General features: G+C 51.0%; 12 protein-coding genes. 5 read left to right on the forward strand and 7 right to left on the reverse strand.

Features of this window, described 5'->3' with window-relative positions; genetic code table 11:
* Positions 1 to 165: 165 nt before the first annotated feature.
* Both ubiT and RHD99_RS02585 read left to right on the forward strand, forming a co-directional pair.
* Positions 166 to 690 (forward strand): ubiquinone anaerobic biosynthesis accessory factor UbiT, encoded by a 525-nt coding sequence (ubiT, locus tag RHD99_RS02580; protein ID WP_309877335.1) that lies wholly within the window; start codon positions 166 to 168, stop codon positions 688 to 690.
* Positions 684 to 1,190: a GNAT family N-acetyltransferase gene (locus RHD99_RS02585; RefSeq protein WP_309877336.1), complete on the forward strand. Its 507-nt coding sequence runs from the start codon at positions 684 to 686 to the stop codon at positions 1,188 to 1,190. The genes ubiT and RHD99_RS02585 overlap by 7 nt, the downstream gene beginning before the upstream one ends.
* A gap of 4 nt (positions 1,191 to 1,194) precedes the next feature.
* Here the strand turns inward: RHD99_RS02585 and RHD99_RS02590 are convergent, their stop codons facing one another.
* Positions 1,195 to 1,482, reverse strand: coding sequence for a GIY-YIG nuclease family protein (locus tag RHD99_RS02590; RefSeq protein ID WP_183270772.1), 288 nt, complete (start codon positions 1,480 to 1,482; stop codon positions 1,195 to 1,197).
* 53 nt (positions 1,483 to 1,535) lie between these two features.
* On the opposite strand from RHD99_RS02590, the gene RHD99_RS02595 reads away from it, so the two are divergent.
* Both RHD99_RS02595 and RHD99_RS02600 read left to right on the forward strand, forming a co-directional pair.
* Positions 1,536 to 1,982: a YhbP family protein gene (locus tag RHD99_RS02595; protein WP_309877337.1), complete on the forward strand. Its 447-nt coding sequence runs from the start codon at positions 1,536 to 1,538 to the stop codon at positions 1,980 to 1,982.
* 15 nt (positions 1,983 to 1,997) lie between these two features.
* Positions 1,998 to 2,648 (forward strand): NAD(P)H-binding protein, encoded by a 651-nt coding sequence (locus RHD99_RS02600; RefSeq protein WP_309877338.1) that lies wholly within the window; start codon positions 1,998 to 2,000, stop codon positions 2,646 to 2,648.
* On the opposite strand, the gene RHD99_RS02605 is transcribed toward RHD99_RS02600, so the two are convergent.
* From RHD99_RS02605 to treR, 6 genes are all read right to left on the reverse strand, one after another.
* Positions 2,645 to 4,741 carry a GmrSD restriction endonuclease domain-containing protein gene (locus tag RHD99_RS02605; protein WP_309877339.1) on the reverse strand — a complete coding sequence of 699 codons (2,097 nt, stop codon included), beginning with the start codon at positions 4,739 to 4,741 and terminating at the stop codon, positions 2,645 to 2,647. The two genes, RHD99_RS02600 and RHD99_RS02605, sit on opposite strands and share 4 nt — an antisense overlap.
* A gap of 197 nt (positions 4,742 to 4,938) precedes the next feature.
* Positions 4,939 to 5,403, reverse strand: coding sequence for an anaerobic ribonucleoside-triphosphate reductase-activating protein (gene nrdG / locus RHD99_RS02610; RefSeq protein WP_309877340.1), 465 nt, complete (start codon positions 5,401 to 5,403; stop codon positions 4,939 to 4,941).
* Between the two features lie 200 nt (positions 5,404 to 5,603).
* Positions 5,604 to 7,739, reverse strand: a complete 2,136-nt coding sequence (gene nrdD, locus RHD99_RS02615) for an anaerobic ribonucleoside-triphosphate reductase (protein WP_309877341.1) — start codon at positions 7,737 to 7,739, stop codon at positions 5,604 to 5,606.
* 399 nt (positions 7,740 to 8,138) lie between these two features.
* Entirely contained in the window at positions 8,139 to 9,788 is a 1,650-nt protein-coding gene (gene treC / locus RHD99_RS02620; RefSeq protein ID WP_309877342.1) for an alpha,alpha-phosphotrehalase, read from the reverse strand.
* A gap of 45 nt (positions 9,789 to 9,833) precedes the next feature.
* Positions 9,834 to 11,252 carry a PTS trehalose transporter subunit IIBC gene (gene treB / locus RHD99_RS02625; RefSeq protein ID WP_309877343.1) on the reverse strand — a complete coding sequence of 473 codons (1,419 nt, stop codon included), beginning with the start codon at positions 11,250 to 11,252 and terminating at the stop codon, positions 9,834 to 9,836.
* 117 nt (positions 11,253 to 11,369) lie between these two features.
* Positions 11,370 to 12,317 carry a trehalose operon repressor TreR gene (gene treR, locus RHD99_RS02630; RefSeq protein WP_309877344.1) on the reverse strand — a complete coding sequence of 316 codons (948 nt, stop codon included), beginning with the start codon at positions 12,315 to 12,317 and terminating at the stop codon, positions 11,370 to 11,372.
* A 524-nt stretch (positions 12,318 to 12,841) separates the two neighbouring features.
* On the opposite strand from treR, the gene mgtA reads away from it, so the two are divergent.
* Entirely contained in the window at positions 12,842 to 15,553 is a 2,712-nt protein-coding gene (mgtA, locus tag RHD99_RS02635) for a magnesium-translocating P-type ATPase (protein WP_309879056.1), read from the forward strand.
* The last annotated feature ends 13 nt before the right edge of the window (positions 15,554 to 15,566 follow it).

Raw genomic sequence — 15,566 nt, forward strand, 5'->3', positions numbered from 1 at the left:
CCCGACCACGACAAATTTTGATTTAAGGCAGCTAATGGCGTATTGATGACTTATTGATAAGGTTGATAAGTGGTATCTATAACCCGCGCAATTGTTGATTTGCACCGCTACAGAGAATGGTTGGTGTGGCAAAATAGCGGTTAAATTTCTCAAGGAGTAAAGCTCGTGCTGGATAAATTGCGCTCACGCCTGGTCCATCGTGGCCCGTCACTGTTAAGAACACCGGTTAAATTGACGCCCTTTGCTCTAAAGCGGCAGGTGCTTGAGCAGGTGCTTGGCTGGCAGTTTCGTCAGGCGATGGAAGATGGTGAACTCGAATTTCTTGAGGGACGCTGGTTGAGTATTGAAGTGCGCGACCTCGGTCTGAAGTGGTTTACTTCGGTACAAGATAATAAACTGGTAGTGCGTGAAGATGCCCCAGCAGATGTCAGCTTCAGTGCAACCGCCAACGATCTGCTGATGATCGCCGCACGTAAGCAAGATCCCGATACGTTGTTTTTCCAGCGTCGTCTGGTCATTGAAGGTGACACAGAACTTGGGCTGTATGTTAAAAATCTAATGGATGCCATTGAGCTGGATGCAATGCCTAAACCATTACGCATGCTGCTGCTGCAACTGGCTGATTTTGTCGAAGCAGGGATGAAGCATCAACCTGCTCCAGAAAGTAACTCGGTAGGTGAGCCATGTTAATTCGTGTAGAAATACCCATTGATGCACCAGGCATCGATGCCTTACTTCGCCGTTCCTTTAATGGGAATGGTGAAGCTGATTTGGTTAAGGCTTTACGAGAAGACGGGCTGCTAACGCTTGGCGTTGTTGCCACCGACGACGAAGGTCAGGTGGTCGGTTATGTTGCCTTTAGCCCCGTTGCGGTAGAGGGTGAAGAACTCCAGTGGGTTGGCCTGGCGCCACTCGCGGTAGACGAAGCTTATCGCGGCCAGGGTTTGGCAAAAAAACTGGTATACGAAGGGCTGGATTCACTCAATGAATTTGGCTACGCAGCAGTGGTCACTTTAGGTGAACCGGCGATGTACGAGCGTTTCGGTTTTGTTCCCGCCGCGCAGTATGGTTTGCGTTGCGCCTGGCCCGATACCGAAGCTTACTTCCTGATTCATCCGCTGGCTGATGATGCGCTTAATGGTGTTTCTGGGCTGGTGGAGTATCACGAACACTTCAATCGCGAATTCTGATCCCCTATGTCTTTTGAAGGTCTGCCAACAGATCTTCAAAAGACAATTTCCCTGCCACTAGCATCTCTTTCTGCGCTTTAGTCAGCTGTTTTATACGGTATTCCAGGCGCAAAGCTGATGAGCGATCGCCCACCAGATGACTAAACGCCAATTTCAGCTCACCTTTTCCGCGTAGCGCTTTCGCCCCTTTTCCAGACTGGTGTTGACCAAAACGACGCACGACATCGGTAGTGATGCCGGTATACAAACGGTTATCGAGGGTGCGGACTAAATAGAGATACCAGGGAGACATAAGTCAGGCGCATAATTAACGTTTTCCGCAGAATATCACTCTTCAGGTTGCACATGGAAACTCTCAATGCCATCGGTCGTTGGCTGAACAAACAGCATGTACTGACCTACTGCGTAGGCAGCAATGGCGATTTATGGTGCGCCAACGCGTTTTATTTATTCGATGAACAACGTATCGCTTTTTATCTGTTGAGCGAAACTCACACCCGGCACGGCGAGTTGATTGGCAAACAGGCCAATGTCGCCGGAACCGTCAACGGGCAGCCGAAAACTGTCGCATTAATTCGTGGCGTGCAGTTTCGTGGCGAAATCACGTTGATTGACGACGAAACGGAAGCCGCAACGCTGCGTAGTCGTTACTGCAAACGCTTCCCGGTGGCGAGAGTGATGAAAGCTCCTGTATGGGAAATTCGCCTTGATGAGATAAAAATGACCGATAACACGCTCGGTTTTGGGAAAAAACTCCACTGGCTGCGAGATGAAACTAAGCTTGGTGAATAAGCGACAGGAGATCTTATGAGCCAGGTTTTACTCACAGGGGCTACGGGCCTCATCGGTGGACATCTGTTACGCATGTTGATTGGGGAGCCGCAAGTCAGCCACATCGTTGCGGCAACACGCCGTCCCTTGCCTGCGATGAACAAAGTCACCAATCTATACGATCCCCAGTTGAGCGATGTGCTCACCCAATTAACCGAGCCGCTTGATACGGTTTTCTGCTGCCTCGGCACCACCATGAAAGAAGCCGGCAGCAAAGAGGCTTTCGTATTAGCGGATTACACGCTGGTGGTGGATACCGCGATAACTGGCTTGCGTCTGGGTGCAAAACATATGCTGGTGGTCAGCGCTATCGGTGCAAACAGCAAATCGCCGTTCTTCTACAACCGGGTGAAAGGGGAAATGGAAGAGGCGCTTATCGCACAAGAGTGGCCGCGCCTGACGATTGCCCGCCCGTCTATGCTGCTTGGGCACCGTGAATCACAGCGTTTTAATGAATCGCTGTTTGCACCGTTGTTTAAACTCATGCCGGGAAAATGGAAGTCTATTGAGGCCAGGGATGTGGCGAAGGCGATGCTACATGAAGCGATTTCCCCCTCACACGAAGCCGTGAGTATCCTCGACTCGCGCGAGTTGCGGGAAATCGCTCAACGCACTACTGCTGACTAATTTTCCTCACCCATTTGTCGCTCAAAGGCCTGACGTATCAATCCCATGACGTAGGGCAACTGATCTAGGGAGGAAAGCCCAACCTCAACATTACCGTTGCCCCAACGGCCTAAATGCGTGACGTCTTTTGCCAGGCCTTTAGGGTCGGACAGTTCATAAAAGGGCATATAGATCGATAATCTCAGGCGGCTCTTTTGCGGCACGACATCAACGAAATTCGTTTCTGCTTTATAAACGACATAAAGCTTGGTGAATTCCTCCGTCACTCCCGCATCTATTTCCAGCACCTGTTGGCGAAAAGCATCAAAAACAGCTCTCATTGGAGCGTTACTCGATAAATGTGGATGGTCGTTCAGACTCCAGGCTGTGTTTCTGGTTTTTTTCTCGGCATAACCGACAAGGATTCCTGATGGAAGCTTTGGTGCTTGCCAGACATCGACTGCGGTCTGCGCCAACATTTGTGCTCGACCGATAATCCCCTGTTCGTTCCAGTGGTTTAAACTGCCTAAGCCTTTATTCAAACGCAGCGGGCTTTCTTTAAATCCACCTTTCATATTGCACTTATCGGCAAAAATGCGATTGCTGTATTCAGAGTTATAGCCTGTTAGCGTCAGGTTACCGAGCGTATGCAAATACGTTTCCTGGATCTGTTTCCAGTTACTCCCCAGCGCTTCCTGCCAGGCAGTGGGCAGTGGCGTTTGCTGTGGCAGAATGTGCTCAATGGTATATTCATCTACCGCGACACGTTCTTTACGGCCTTCATTTTCCAGGCGGCGCAGCCAGTAACTACGGTTGCGAAAGTTATAAAGATCGCGTTTTTGAATTTCACGTTTAAATTCTTCGTCATCAGGAAAACGCCGATAAGACGGTAAAGCTTGCAGGTACGCCTGAATACTTTCCAGATAAGATTTTTTATTTAGTGATTTCTTAATGGTTGCAAAAGTTTTATTCAGTGAATTAGTGGGTATGGCACAAACGGCACGACGAAAAACATAGGATTCAATTAGCCTTATCGCCGACACAAAATCCGTTACCGAAAAATGATTATGTTGATAATCATGATAAAGCTCTAACAAGAAAGGATAGGCGACATCAACTTTCAGTTCGCGTAAATCTTTGAAACCTAAAGCAAGCTGCTTATCGGATTCTCTGTTCAGTGCCATTGCGCAATAGTAACCAGCGTATATTTGAATATCAGCTACCAGTTGGTCTACGCCACTATTGTGATTTTTTGGCTCAAGGGCATAAGCTTTAAAAGCTTCATAAACATCATCTATACGCGGAATATTTCCGGTTTTTACCGTCAGATAATGGCGCATAAAACTGTCAAATTGCGCGTTATAACCTTCCTGCCCGAATGCGACTTCCATCGGACGCCAATAGTCTTCATATAATCGGGTTTGATGCTCTGGCTCCAGCCCCATCAAAATAAAATTACGGATGAGGTCTGCCTGGCTCAAAGCTTTACCCGTAGAGTTCATACTTTCAAATATGAGTTGAGGATTATCCTGCCCGCGGCTTAGTGCGACATCAACAATCAATAGCTTTGCCAGCCCTTTACAGACAAACAGTAAATTTTCTGGATATTTGCCTAATTGCTCGTCAAAGAAATCAAAGTTTTCTTTCAGGCGAAGCGAATAGTTTTCTGGCCACGACTTTTGTCGCAGTAAGGCAAGCAAAGATTCTTTATCTGTTTGTGTCAGAAGGAGTTTGAACGCTCGTTCGCCTGCTTCAAGATCGTTTAACAAATAATAATGGCGCAATTTGCGGGCAGAGAAACCCTCCAGAGGTTCGCTATCACCCAGGTGCCGACATAGTGCTTCAATGATTAATGTTGCCGTAGTCAGGCGCTGTTGGCCGTCAATGACTAAAAGCGCTGATTGACTACTTACCTGATAAAGCCCTTGCTCGATATAGACCACCGAGCCAATGAAGTGGGCCGGGATATCTTCTCTTTGCCCGGCGCGAATAATGTCGTCCCAAAGTTGCTGGCATTGAGCAAGCGTCCAGGAATAATTGCGTTGATAAATGGGAATGACAAATTGCGGTGACTTCTTCAAAAAATCAAACAGGCGGGCTTCCGTGGCTTTCATAAGCATCCTTAACTCGGACCGATGTCGATTGCGGGGTTAAAAGTTGCAGGAAGCTTAGCGCTAAGAGGAAAATGAAATAGAGTGCTGCATCAAAGGGTTGTGTTAGAGATGTTAGGTTTTAGTGCTTTTCGACCCCAGAGAGCTAATCAATTTGCTATAGCTCTTTGATAGCTTCATGGGGTCGTTGAAGAAACGCTTTATCGCAAATGATGTACAACCTGGTTACTGCTGCCGCGCCAGATGAGTGACGGGTCTTTCAAATCCTGCACGAATTTGCCGTCGATAAGCACGTTAATCAAATCCACCACTTCGCGCTGATCCGCAGTTAACTCATCAAGCTTATAACCGGTCCATATCCAGATATCTTTTCCGGGGCATTCTTCACGTACTCGCTTCACGAGTTTCAGGACGTCCGCAATATTTTGTGGATGAAGCGGATCGCCACCCGAAAGCGATAATCCCTGGCGGCGAATGCGGGTGTCGTTAAGATCGGCAATGATCCGATCTTCCATTTCCTGCGTGAAAGCCATACCGGAATTCAGCCGCCAGGTGCTTTTGTTGTAGCACCCTGGGCATTCATGCACGCAGCCTGAAACAAACAGGGTGCAGCGGGTTCCTGGTCCGTTGACGATGTCGACGGGGTAGTATTGATGATAATTCATTTCTGGTTCTCTAATGAGTACGCTGGTGCCCTCACCCCGGCCCTCTCCCACGGGGAGAGGGGGAAAAAAGTACCGCCCAGAAGGAGAGGTGAAAACTGTGCCGGGCAATCCCCTCTCCCACGGGGAGAGGGAGGAAAGCAGATTTGTCCCCTCTCCCTTGAGGGAGAGGGTTAGGGTGAGGGGGAAAATCGCGTAGAAGATTAGCCGATTTGCCCGTTACCCAAATGCTTCACACGGCGCTTCACTTCTTCTTGCTTACCGGCGTTAAACGGACGGGCATCAGGGCTGCCGAGGTAGCCACAAACCCTGCGGGTGACGGAAACGCGAGCCGCATCGTGGTTGCCGCATTTCGGGCAGGTGAAGCCTTTGCTGGTGCATTCAAACTCACCGGTAAAGCCGCACTCGTAGCACTCATCAATTGGCGTGTTGGTGCCGTAATACGGAACGTGCTGGTAGCTATAATCCCAGACATCTTCCAACGCTTTCAGGTTGTGCTGAATGTTAGGATATTCGCCGTAGCAGATGAAGCCACCGTTAGCGACAGGCGGATACGCGGCTTCAAAGTCGATTTTGTCGTAAGGGTTAACCTTCTTCTCAACGTCTAAGTGGAAGCTGTTGGTGTAGTAACCTTTATCGGTCACGCCTGGCACCACACCAAATTCAGCGGTATCAAGGCGGCAGAAGCGATCGCACAGGTTTTCACTTGGTGTGCTGTACAGGCTGAAGCCGTAGCCGGTTTCTTCTTTCCAGCTGTCAGTTGCCTGACGCAGACGCTCAACAATCGCCACCGCTTTCGCACGCAGCTCTTCGCTGTCGTACACGTGCTGATTGCCAAACAACGCATTCACTGTTTCGTGGATGCCGATGTAACCGAGGGAAATAGACGCACGGCCATTTTTGAAGATCTCAGAAACGTCGTCGTCCGCTTTCAGGCGCACGCCGCAAGCCCCTTCCATATACAGGATTGGCGCAACGCGAGCTTTCACACCTTCCAGACGGGCAATACGCGTCATCAGGGCTTTACAAGCCAGCTCCAGGCGGTCATCAAGAAGCGTCCAGAAAGTCGCTTCGTCGCCTTTGGCTTCCAGTGCGATACGCGGCAAGTTAAGGCTGATAACGCCGATGTTGTTACGGCCATCGTGAATTTGCTCGCCGTTTTCTTCATACACGCCGAGGAAACTACGGCAGCCCATCGGCGTTTTGAACGAGCCGGTCACTTTCACAACCTGGTCATAGTTCAGGATATCTGGGTACATGCGCTTGCTGGCGCATTCCAGAGCCAGCTGCTTGATGTCGTAGTTCGCATCGCCAGCTTTGTGGTTCAGGCCATCTTTAATCGCGAAGACCAGTTTCGGGAACACGGCCGTTTTGCGGTTTTTGCCAAGACCTGCAATACGATTACGCAGAATAGAGGTCTGAATCAGGCGCGATTCCCAACTGGTTCCCAGACCAAAACCGAAGGTCACAAATGGCGTTTGGCCATTAGCGGTATGCAGCGTATTCACTTCATATTCCAGTGACTGGAAGGCGTCGTAACACTCTTTCTCAGTACGGGAAAGCGCATAGCCTTCAGCATCCGGGATCTGCCATTCTTCAGCCGTCTGACGATGTTTTTCGAAGCTTGCGGTGACAAACGGTGCAAGCACCTCATCAATACGGTTGATGGTGGTGCCGCCGTAAATGTGGCTGGCAACCTGGGCAATGATTTGTGCCGTTACCGCCGTAGCGGTAGAGATGGACTTGGGTGGCTCAATTTCAGCATTACCCATCTTAAAGCCATGCGTCAGCATACCTTTGAGATCGATAAGCATGCAGTTAAACATTGGGAAGAACGGTGAGTAATCCAGATCGTGATAGTGGATATCGCCACGCTCGTGCGCCAGCACCACATCACGTGGCAACAAATGCTGTGAAGCATAGTGTTTTGCCACAATCCCAGCTAACAGGTCACGTTGAGTCGGGATTACCTTGCTGTCTTTGTTCGCATTTTCGTTGAGCAAGGCGGAGTTCGTTTGTTCTACCAGGCCACGGATTTCCTGGTTTAAGCGGCCACGTTTCTCGCGTTCAATATCACGATCATGGCGATATTCGATGTAAGCGCGTGCCAGTTGCTTGTAGTCGCCCGCCATCAGTTGGTTTTCAACGGCAGTCTGGATTTCGCGAATATCAACCTGGCTGCGGCCTTCCATCTGAGCACGCACAATATCTGCGACGGTGGCGCAATAGTCTGCGTCATCGACTCCCGCTGCTTTAGCTGCACGAAGAATAGCTTCTTTAATGCGCTCTGATGTGAAAGGCACTTTGCACCCGTCTCTTTTCATCACATGCGGTGTCATGATCTCTCCGTTTTTAAAATAGGTTATCCACAAAAGGATGTAACAGCCCGGAAGCAGATATAGGTGAGTATTGCCAAAGACTTCCGGATTTCGGCCCACTTTATCCACAGTTAATCCCCAGAGTTATGCTGTGGGCTGTATCATTATAGTAGTCGATAAATACAACATATTGGGCCGGCGTGCATTTTAAGGTCTATATGTAGTGATTTGCATCAAACATGTTTGTGATTTTATTGATTCAGGACAAAGTAATTTGAGCGGTGCAGGAGGGAAGGGGATGATCAAAAATGCGGAGGAGTTTTTTCGGAGAAATACTCGCCAGCTTGCGAGTCATAACTCACCAATGAAAAATTTTGGTGAGGTATGTCTGAACGAACAGACCTCACCAGGAGCAGATTATTACTGTAACCAATAAACCGCTTCAAATGGCCTTAAGCTCATCTCGCCAGGGTTAGGTGCTGCATCAGCGTAGTTCTTCATCAGCACTTCCCAGTTGCCTTCGAAGGCTTCTGGCATCCACCACTGATTCTCACGGCTAAGGTTTGCGGCAACAATCAGCGTTTGCCCTTGCCATTCGCGACGATAACACCACAAATACGGATGTTCTGGCAGTAAGTCCTGATAGTTACCCCAGGTGAAGATAGGGTTAGCCTTACGCAATTTAATCAGCTGCTGATAGGCATAAAACACAGAGTCAGGGTCATTCACTGCTGCTTTGGCATTGATGGTTTGATAGTTATCACACAGGTTGATCCACGGCGTGCCGGTGGTAAATCCTGCATTTTCACCCTCGTCCCACTGCATCGGCGTACGGCTGTTATCGCGGGATTTACTGGCGAGGATCGCCAACAGATTATCGCTGTCCCGGCCCTGCGCGCGCAGCTCAGCGTACATGTTATGGCTTTCGACATCGCGGTAATCAATGATGCGTTTGAAATGCGGATTGGTCATCCCCAGCTCTTCGCCCTGATAGATATACGGCGTACCTTGCATGCCGTGCAGCACCATCGCCAACATTTTCGCCGCCGGAACCCGCAGTTCACCTTCGTCACCAAAGCGCGACACAATGCGCGGCTGATCGTGGTTACACCAGAACAACGCATTCCATGCCACGTTGTGCATGCCCTGTTGCCAGTGGCTAAAAATCGCTTTCAGCGCGACGTAATCAGGCGCTGCCAGGGTCCATTTTTGCCCGCCAGGATAATCCACTTTGAGGTGATGGAAGTTAAACGTCATCGACAGTTCATTGCTATTGAGCGCGGCATACTGCTGGCAGTTATCGAGCGTGGTGGAGGACATTTCGCCTACGGTCATCAGCCCACGTGGCACAAACACATCGCGGCTCATTTCTTGTAGATATTCATGGACCCGCGGCCCGTCGGTGTAGAAACGCCGCCCGTCGCCACTTTCAATATCGTTCGGGAAATCCTGGTCTTTCGATATCAGGTTGATCACATCAAGACGTAAACCATCCACGCCACGATCGGCCCAGAATTCGCAGACCTTTTTCAGCTCGTCGCGCACCTGCGGGTTTTCCCAGTTGAGATCCGCCTGCTCCGGCGCAAACAGGTGCAGATAATACTGGCCGCTCTCTGCGTGCCAGCGCCAGGCATTACCGCCGAATTTAGAGCGCCAGTTGTTGGGCAAAATGTCCGGCGTACCGTCACGCCAGATATAAAATTCGCGGTACGGGCTGTTCTTGTTAAGCGACTCGTGGAACCAGGCATGCTGCGTGGAAGTATGGTTAAACACCATATCCAGAATGATACGAATGCCGCGTTCATGAGCGCCTGCTACCAGCAAATCAAAGTCATCCAACGTGCCGTAGGTATGATCGATTGCACAGTAGTTTGCCACGTCATAGCCATTATCGATCTGCGGCGAGACATAAAACGGCGTCAGCCAAATAGCATCAACGCCCAGCAGTTTGAGATAATCAAGGCGCTTAATAACACCGATTAAGTCACCGGTTCCATTGCCAGTCGTATCCTGAAAACTCTTCGGGTAGATTTGGTAGATGACGCCATGTTGCCACCAGGTTGTATTCATAAAGCCTTCCTAAAGCGAAGGGGCCGCTTACGGCCCCGATAAAAACTAAACCACTAACAGCGTGCCCTGACGGTGTTTGCGTTTATACATCACGCTGGTCAATACAATCGGCACGATCACGGCGATCAGAATCGCGAGGGAATACACTTCCCAGTAACGCGGCTGAATGGACAAAATACCCGGCAAGCCGCCAACGCCAATCCCATTCGCCATCACGCCGCTCAAACCACACAGCAAGCCAGCCAGACCCGAGCCGATCATTGCGCACAGCATTGGGAATCGGTATTTCAGGTTGATGCCGTACATCGCCGGTTCGGTCACGCCGAGGTAGGCCGAGATCGCCGCCGGAACGGAAATCTCACGCTCGTTATGTTTACGGCTACAAATAATGATGCCGACGACAGCGGATGCCTGAGCAATATTCGACAGCGCGATCAGTGGCCAAACAGGCGTTCCGCCCATGCTCTGAATCATCTGCATATCAATGGCGAGCGTTGTCTGATGTACACCGGTAATCACAAGCGGTGCGTACAGGAAGCCAAACAGCGCGGCACCAATCGGGGCAAAACTGCCGGTCATCAAGTGGCGAACCGCAAATGCCACACCGTCACCAATCCAACGACCAAACGGGCCGATAAACGCATGCGCCAGGAATACCGCCAGAATCAGTGAACACACAGGCACTACTACAAGATAGAGGTAATCTGGCACGATGCGTTTCAGACGCGTCTCAATAAAGCCCAAAGCCAGGCCCGCCAGCAACGCGGGGATCACCTGCGCCTGGTAGCCCACTTTTTCGATGGTAAACAGGCCAAAATTCCACACTTCAGGAATTTTGCTACCCAATTCATAGGCATTCATTAGCTGCGGTGATACCAGCGTGACGCCAAGTACTATCCCAAGGATAGGTGTCCCACCCACTTTTCGCACAGCAGACCAGCAAATACCGACCGGCAAATAGAAGAATATCGCCTCGCCAATCAGCCATAAAAAGTTATAAATCGATTGCAGCGACGGGTACATTTGCGCAAGCGTCTGCCCGTTGCTCATCGGCAAATCGCCGATCACATTGCGGAAACCTAAGATCAAGCCGCCGCTTATCAAGGCCGGTAACAGGGGGAAGAAGATCTCCGCGAAATGGGAGATCAACTGCTCATGCCATTTCATGTTCTGGCGTGCCGCGAGTTTGGCTTGTTCTTTGTCTGAATGACTGTGACCACTGGTGGCGATCAACGCCTGATAGTAATCACCCACCTCTGGGCCAATCACCACCTGGAACTGCCCGGCATTCGTAAAGCAGCCTTTGACCATCGGCAGCTCTTCGATCTCTTTTGGCCTGGCAATAGCGGGATCGTTGAGCACAAAGCGCAGTCGCGTAATGCAATGACTGACGGTTGCGATATTCTGGCGCCCGCCGACCAGGTCAATCAGCTTGTCTATATCCTGTTGTTTCACTTTGGTCATGATGATGTCCCGAGGTGTTGTTATCTGCCGGCAAGGTTATCTTTTAATCTTTTTTTCGAAAATGGGAACGTTCCCGAAACAAGGCGACGATCACAATAAACCGTAAACGAGGGGAGATTACTGCAATGATCCAGGGATAACGATCTGCCGTAGATCGCACGTTTGTGTGATTTGGCCGATCAACTGCCTTGCGGCCTGACGACCTGCTTCGGCGTAGCCAGGATCAACGGTGACAATTTCTGGATGGAGGAATTTCATCAGCGGCGTGCTGCCGACGCTCGCCAGTTGCAGGCTGGTATGTTGATGTTCTTGCAGATATTTACTGGCACCCAAAGCGAGAGTATCGGTGGCACACACCAGGGCGGTGGTGTCGGGTGTCAGTACTTCCTCAACGTGATCATAGCCCTGCTTCATGGCCAGGCCAGGCAGCACAAAGTTGGGCGTCAGCTGGTGGGTTTCGCAGAAGGCAAGATAGGCCTGATGGCGACGGAAACCGGTGGTGACATCACTATGGGGAACACCGAGGAAGCTTATCTGACGATGCCCTTGTTCATACAGATGTGACATTAAAATATTGATGGCACCCTCATCGTCATAACACACAGACGCAAACCCTTTGGCGTCTCTGGCCATCAGAACAAGCGTCGACTGCCACGTCTGCAAAATTTTCTCGTTGATACCGGTGAAACCAAACAAAATCACGCCGTCGATATTACGACGCTGCAATATACCCAAATGCTCTTCAACCAGTTTTGGGGAAAACTGACTTTCCATCATGATCGGATCGTACCCTTGCTCATAGAGCGACGGCAGCATGGTTTGCACCGCGAGGTTTTCCGATAGCGAGTCCAGACGCGTCACAATAATGGCGACCACTTTATCGCTCTGCCCACGCATGGCGCGTGCCGAACGAGAAGGGGAGAAACCTTCTTGCTGCATCACCGCTTCCACACGCTCACGTGTGCGGGCACTGACCCCGCTTTCATTATTCAGAACTCGTGAGACAGTGGATTTACCCACACCGCTTAAACGCGCGATGTCTTTGATGGTGAGACGGTTTTGCATTGTTCTGGTTTTTCCCGGTTTTCAATGGCTTGTGATTTATACATTAAACTCGCGCCATCCAACAAACGACAAAGGGACAAAATCTGGTTTACGTAACGTTTAGAAAGGCAGGAGTAAGATATACGCACTTTCATTGTGCCCAGTTGCGTAATGAAAGCATCCCATATTCTTTAACCGGAGGCGACATGGAACCTGATCCCAGTCCAAAACCTGTAATGACAGGAACCATCCGGTAAGACACTCTTCTTTGAAGTGGCTGCCTTACCGGAACACGTAAGGCAGTGACTCTACCCATCATACTTCAAGTTACAGATGTATTAGTCGCGCGCGTAAACCCGAAAAATTGACTCTTGTAAGTTCATCGGGAATCGCTGGCGTTCGCCCACCCTGTAGCCGAATTATTTTGGTCTATCATCCTGTTCGATGATGTCCCTGCTGATGAAAAAATTGGCCTGCAAGGCAAGGAATAGCCGCGCCTGCATGTCACCAGGTACCGCATATCGTGGTGCCGAGGGACTATTATGCTGTTAAAAAATCTGACCCGGCAGTTGTTTGCACAACTTAGCCGCCACCTGCCTCGTCGCTTGATCCAACGCGACCTGATGCTGGACGACAACACCGTTGCACAGGCACAAGAGATACCCGCTTCGCTGAGCGAATCCTGCCTGAAATATGCCGCAGCTTCTGACGAACAACTGTATCGCGATTTCCACAGCCATCCTGAAGGGCTGAATGCGCGAGAAGTTGAAAGCGCTATCGAACGTCATGGCCCAAACCAAATTCCGGCGCAAAAAGCGTCGCCTTGGTGGGTTCATCTGTGGCTGTGCTACCGGAATCCTTTCAATCTCTTACTGACTATTCTCGGCATTTTCTCCTACTCGACTGAGGATCTTTTTGCCGCAGGCGTGATAGCTCTGATGGTAGTGATTGCGACCTTGCTGAACTTCGTTCAGGAAGCGCGCTCCACCAAAGCGGCGGATACCTTAAAAGCGATGGTCAGCAACACCGCGACCGTACTGCGTGTGGTTAATGAAAACGGCGAAAACGCGTTTGTCGAAATCTCGCTCGATAAGCTGGTGCCGGGCGATATCGTGAAACTTGCCGCAGGAGACATGATCCCGGCGGATCTGCGTGTGTTGCAGGCGCGCGATCTTTTCGTCAGCCAGGCGTCACTCACTGGCGAATCGTTACCGGTTGAAAAGGTCGCGGTCGCCCGTGATATGTCACACAACAACCCGCTGGAATGCGACACGTTGTGCTTTATGGGCACCAACGTCGTGAGCGGAACGGCGCTGGCGATGATTATCGCCACCGGTGGCAACACCTGGTTTGGCCAACTGGCCGGGCGTGTCACTCAACAAGAAAGCGAGCCGAACGCGTTCCAGAAAGGGATCAGCCGTGTGAGCTGGGTGCTTATCCGTTTCATGCTGGTGATGACGCCTATCGTATTGCTGATTAACGGCTTCACTAAAGGTGACTGGTGGGAAGCGGCGCTGTTCTCGCTCTCTGTCGCAGTGGGTTTGACGCCGGAAATGTTACCGATGATCGTCACCTCGACGCTGGCTCGCGGTGCGGTAAAACTCTCTAAACAGAAAGTGATCGTCAAGCACCTCGACGCGATTCAGAACTTTGGTGCAATGGATATTCTGTGCACCGATAAAACCGGCACGCTGACGCAAGACCGCATTGTTCTGGAATCCCACACCGATATTCTCGGTGCGGTGAGCAACCATGTTTTGCATACCGCCTGGCTTAACAGCCATTACCAGACCGGGCTGAAAAACCTGCTGGACGTGGCGGTACTGGAAGGCGTTGAAGAAGAGAGCGCGCGCGACGCCGCAGCACGCTGGCAAAAAGTGGATGAGATCCCATTCGACTTTGAACGCCGCCGCATGTCGGTGGTGGTCTCCGAGCAGCCGGAAGTGCATCAGTTGATCTGCAAAGGCGCGTTACAGGAGATCCTCAATGTGTGTACGCAAGTTCGCTACGGTGATGAAATCGTGCCGCTTAGCGATTCCCTGCTGGAGCGCATTCGCCGTGTGACCGACTCCCTGAACCGCCAGGGTTTGCGTGTGGTGGCCGTTGCCACCAAATTCCTGCCTGCGCGTTGTGAGGATTACGGCCGCGTTGATGAATCTGACCTGATCCTCGAAGGCTACATCGCGTTCCTGGATCCACCGAAAGAAACCACCGCACCAGCCTTGAAAGCGCTGAAAGAAAGCGGGATCACCGTGAAGATCCTGACCGGTGACAGCGAACTGGTCGCCGCGAAAGTGTGCCGCGAAGTCGGGCTGGATGTGGGTGAAGTTGCCATCGGCAGCGAAATCGAGAATATGGCAGATGTTGACCTTGCCGCTCTGGCATTACGCACCACACTGTTTGCCCGCCTGACACCTATGCACAAAGAGCGCATTGTGCGCCTGCTGCGTGGTGAAGGTCATGTTGTCGGCTTTATGGGCGATGGCATCAACGACGCACCGGCATTACGTGCGGCCGACATTGGTATTTCAGTCGATGGCGCGGTGGATATTGCCCGTGAAGCGGCCGATATCATCCTGCTGGAAAAAAGCCTGATGGTGCTGGAAGAGGGCGTGATTGAAGGGCGCAGAACCTTCGCCAACATGCTGAAATACATCAAAATGACCGCCAGTTCTAACTTCGGTAACGTGTTCAGCGTGCTGGTGGCCAGCGCCTTCCTGCCGTTCCTGCCGATGCTGCCGCTTCACTTACTGATTCAGAACCTGCTGTACGATGTCTCCCAGGTGGCGATTCCGTTCGATAACGTCGATGACGAGCAAATCAAGAAACCGCAGCGCTGGAACCCGGCGGACTTAGGGCGCTTTATGGTGTTCTTCGGGCCAATCAGTTCTATCTTCGACATTCTGACATTTTGCGTCATGTGGTGGGTGTTCAAGGCTAACGTGCCGGAAATGCAAACCCTGTTCCAGACCGGTTGGTTTGTGGTGGGTCTGCTGTCGCAAACATTGATTGTGCATATGATTCGTACCCGTCGGATTCCGTTCATTCAGAGCCGTGCCGCGTGGCCATTAATGATCATGACGCTGGTGGTGATGGTGGTCGGGGTTAGCCTGCCGTTCACTCCGCTGGCAAGCTACCTGCAACTTCAGGCGCTGCCGCTGAGCTACTTCCCATGGCTGATTGCAATCCTTGCGGGATATATGACGCTCACCCAGTGTATGAAGGGCTTCTTTAGCCGCCGCTACGGCTGGCAGTAATCTACCCAATCCC

Origin of the sequence: Buttiauxella selenatireducens, from assembly GCF_031432975.1 — a bacterium.
Lineage (GTDB): Bacteria > Pseudomonadota > Gammaproteobacteria > Enterobacterales > Enterobacteriaceae > Buttiauxella > Buttiauxella selenatireducens.

Excerpts from the sequence above, each read along its gene's own strand:
- nrdD (WP_309877341.1), bottom strand. The coding sequence starts at position 7,739 with ATGACACCGCATGTGATGAAAAGAGACGGGTGCAAAGTGCCTTTCACA.
- RHD99_RS02600 (WP_309877338.1), top strand. The coding sequence starts at position 1,998 with ATGAGCCAGGTTTTACTCACAGGGGCTACGGGCCTCATCGGTGGACAT.
- RHD99_RS02585 (WP_309877336.1), top strand. The coding sequence starts at position 684 with ATGTTAATTCGTGTAGAAATACCCATTGATGCACCAGGCATCGATGCC.
- RHD99_RS02595 (WP_309877337.1), top strand. The coding sequence starts at position 1,536 with ATGGAAACTCTCAATGCCATCGGTCGTTGGCTGAACAAACAGCATGTA.
- treB (WP_309877343.1), bottom strand. The coding sequence starts at position 11,252 with ATGACCAAAGTGAAACAACAGGATATAGACAAGCTGATTGACCTGGTC.
- RHD99_RS02590 (WP_183270772.1), bottom strand. The coding sequence starts at position 1,482 with ATGTCTCCCTGGTATCTCTATTTAGTCCGCACCCTCGATAACCGTTTG.
- nrdG (WP_309877340.1), bottom strand. The coding sequence starts at position 5,403 with ATGAATTATCATCAATACTACCCCGTCGACATCGTCAACGGACCAGGA.
- treC (WP_309877342.1), bottom strand. The coding sequence starts at position 9,788 with ATGAATACAACCTGGTGGCAACATGGCGTCATCTACCAAATCTACCCG.
- treR (WP_309877344.1), bottom strand. The coding sequence starts at position 12,317 with ATGCAAAACCGTCTCACCATCAAAGACATCGCGCGTTTAAGCGGTGTG.
- RHD99_RS02605 (WP_309877339.1), bottom strand. The coding sequence starts at position 4,741 with ATGAAAGCCACGGAAGCCCGCCTGTTTGATTTTTTGAAGAAGTCACCG.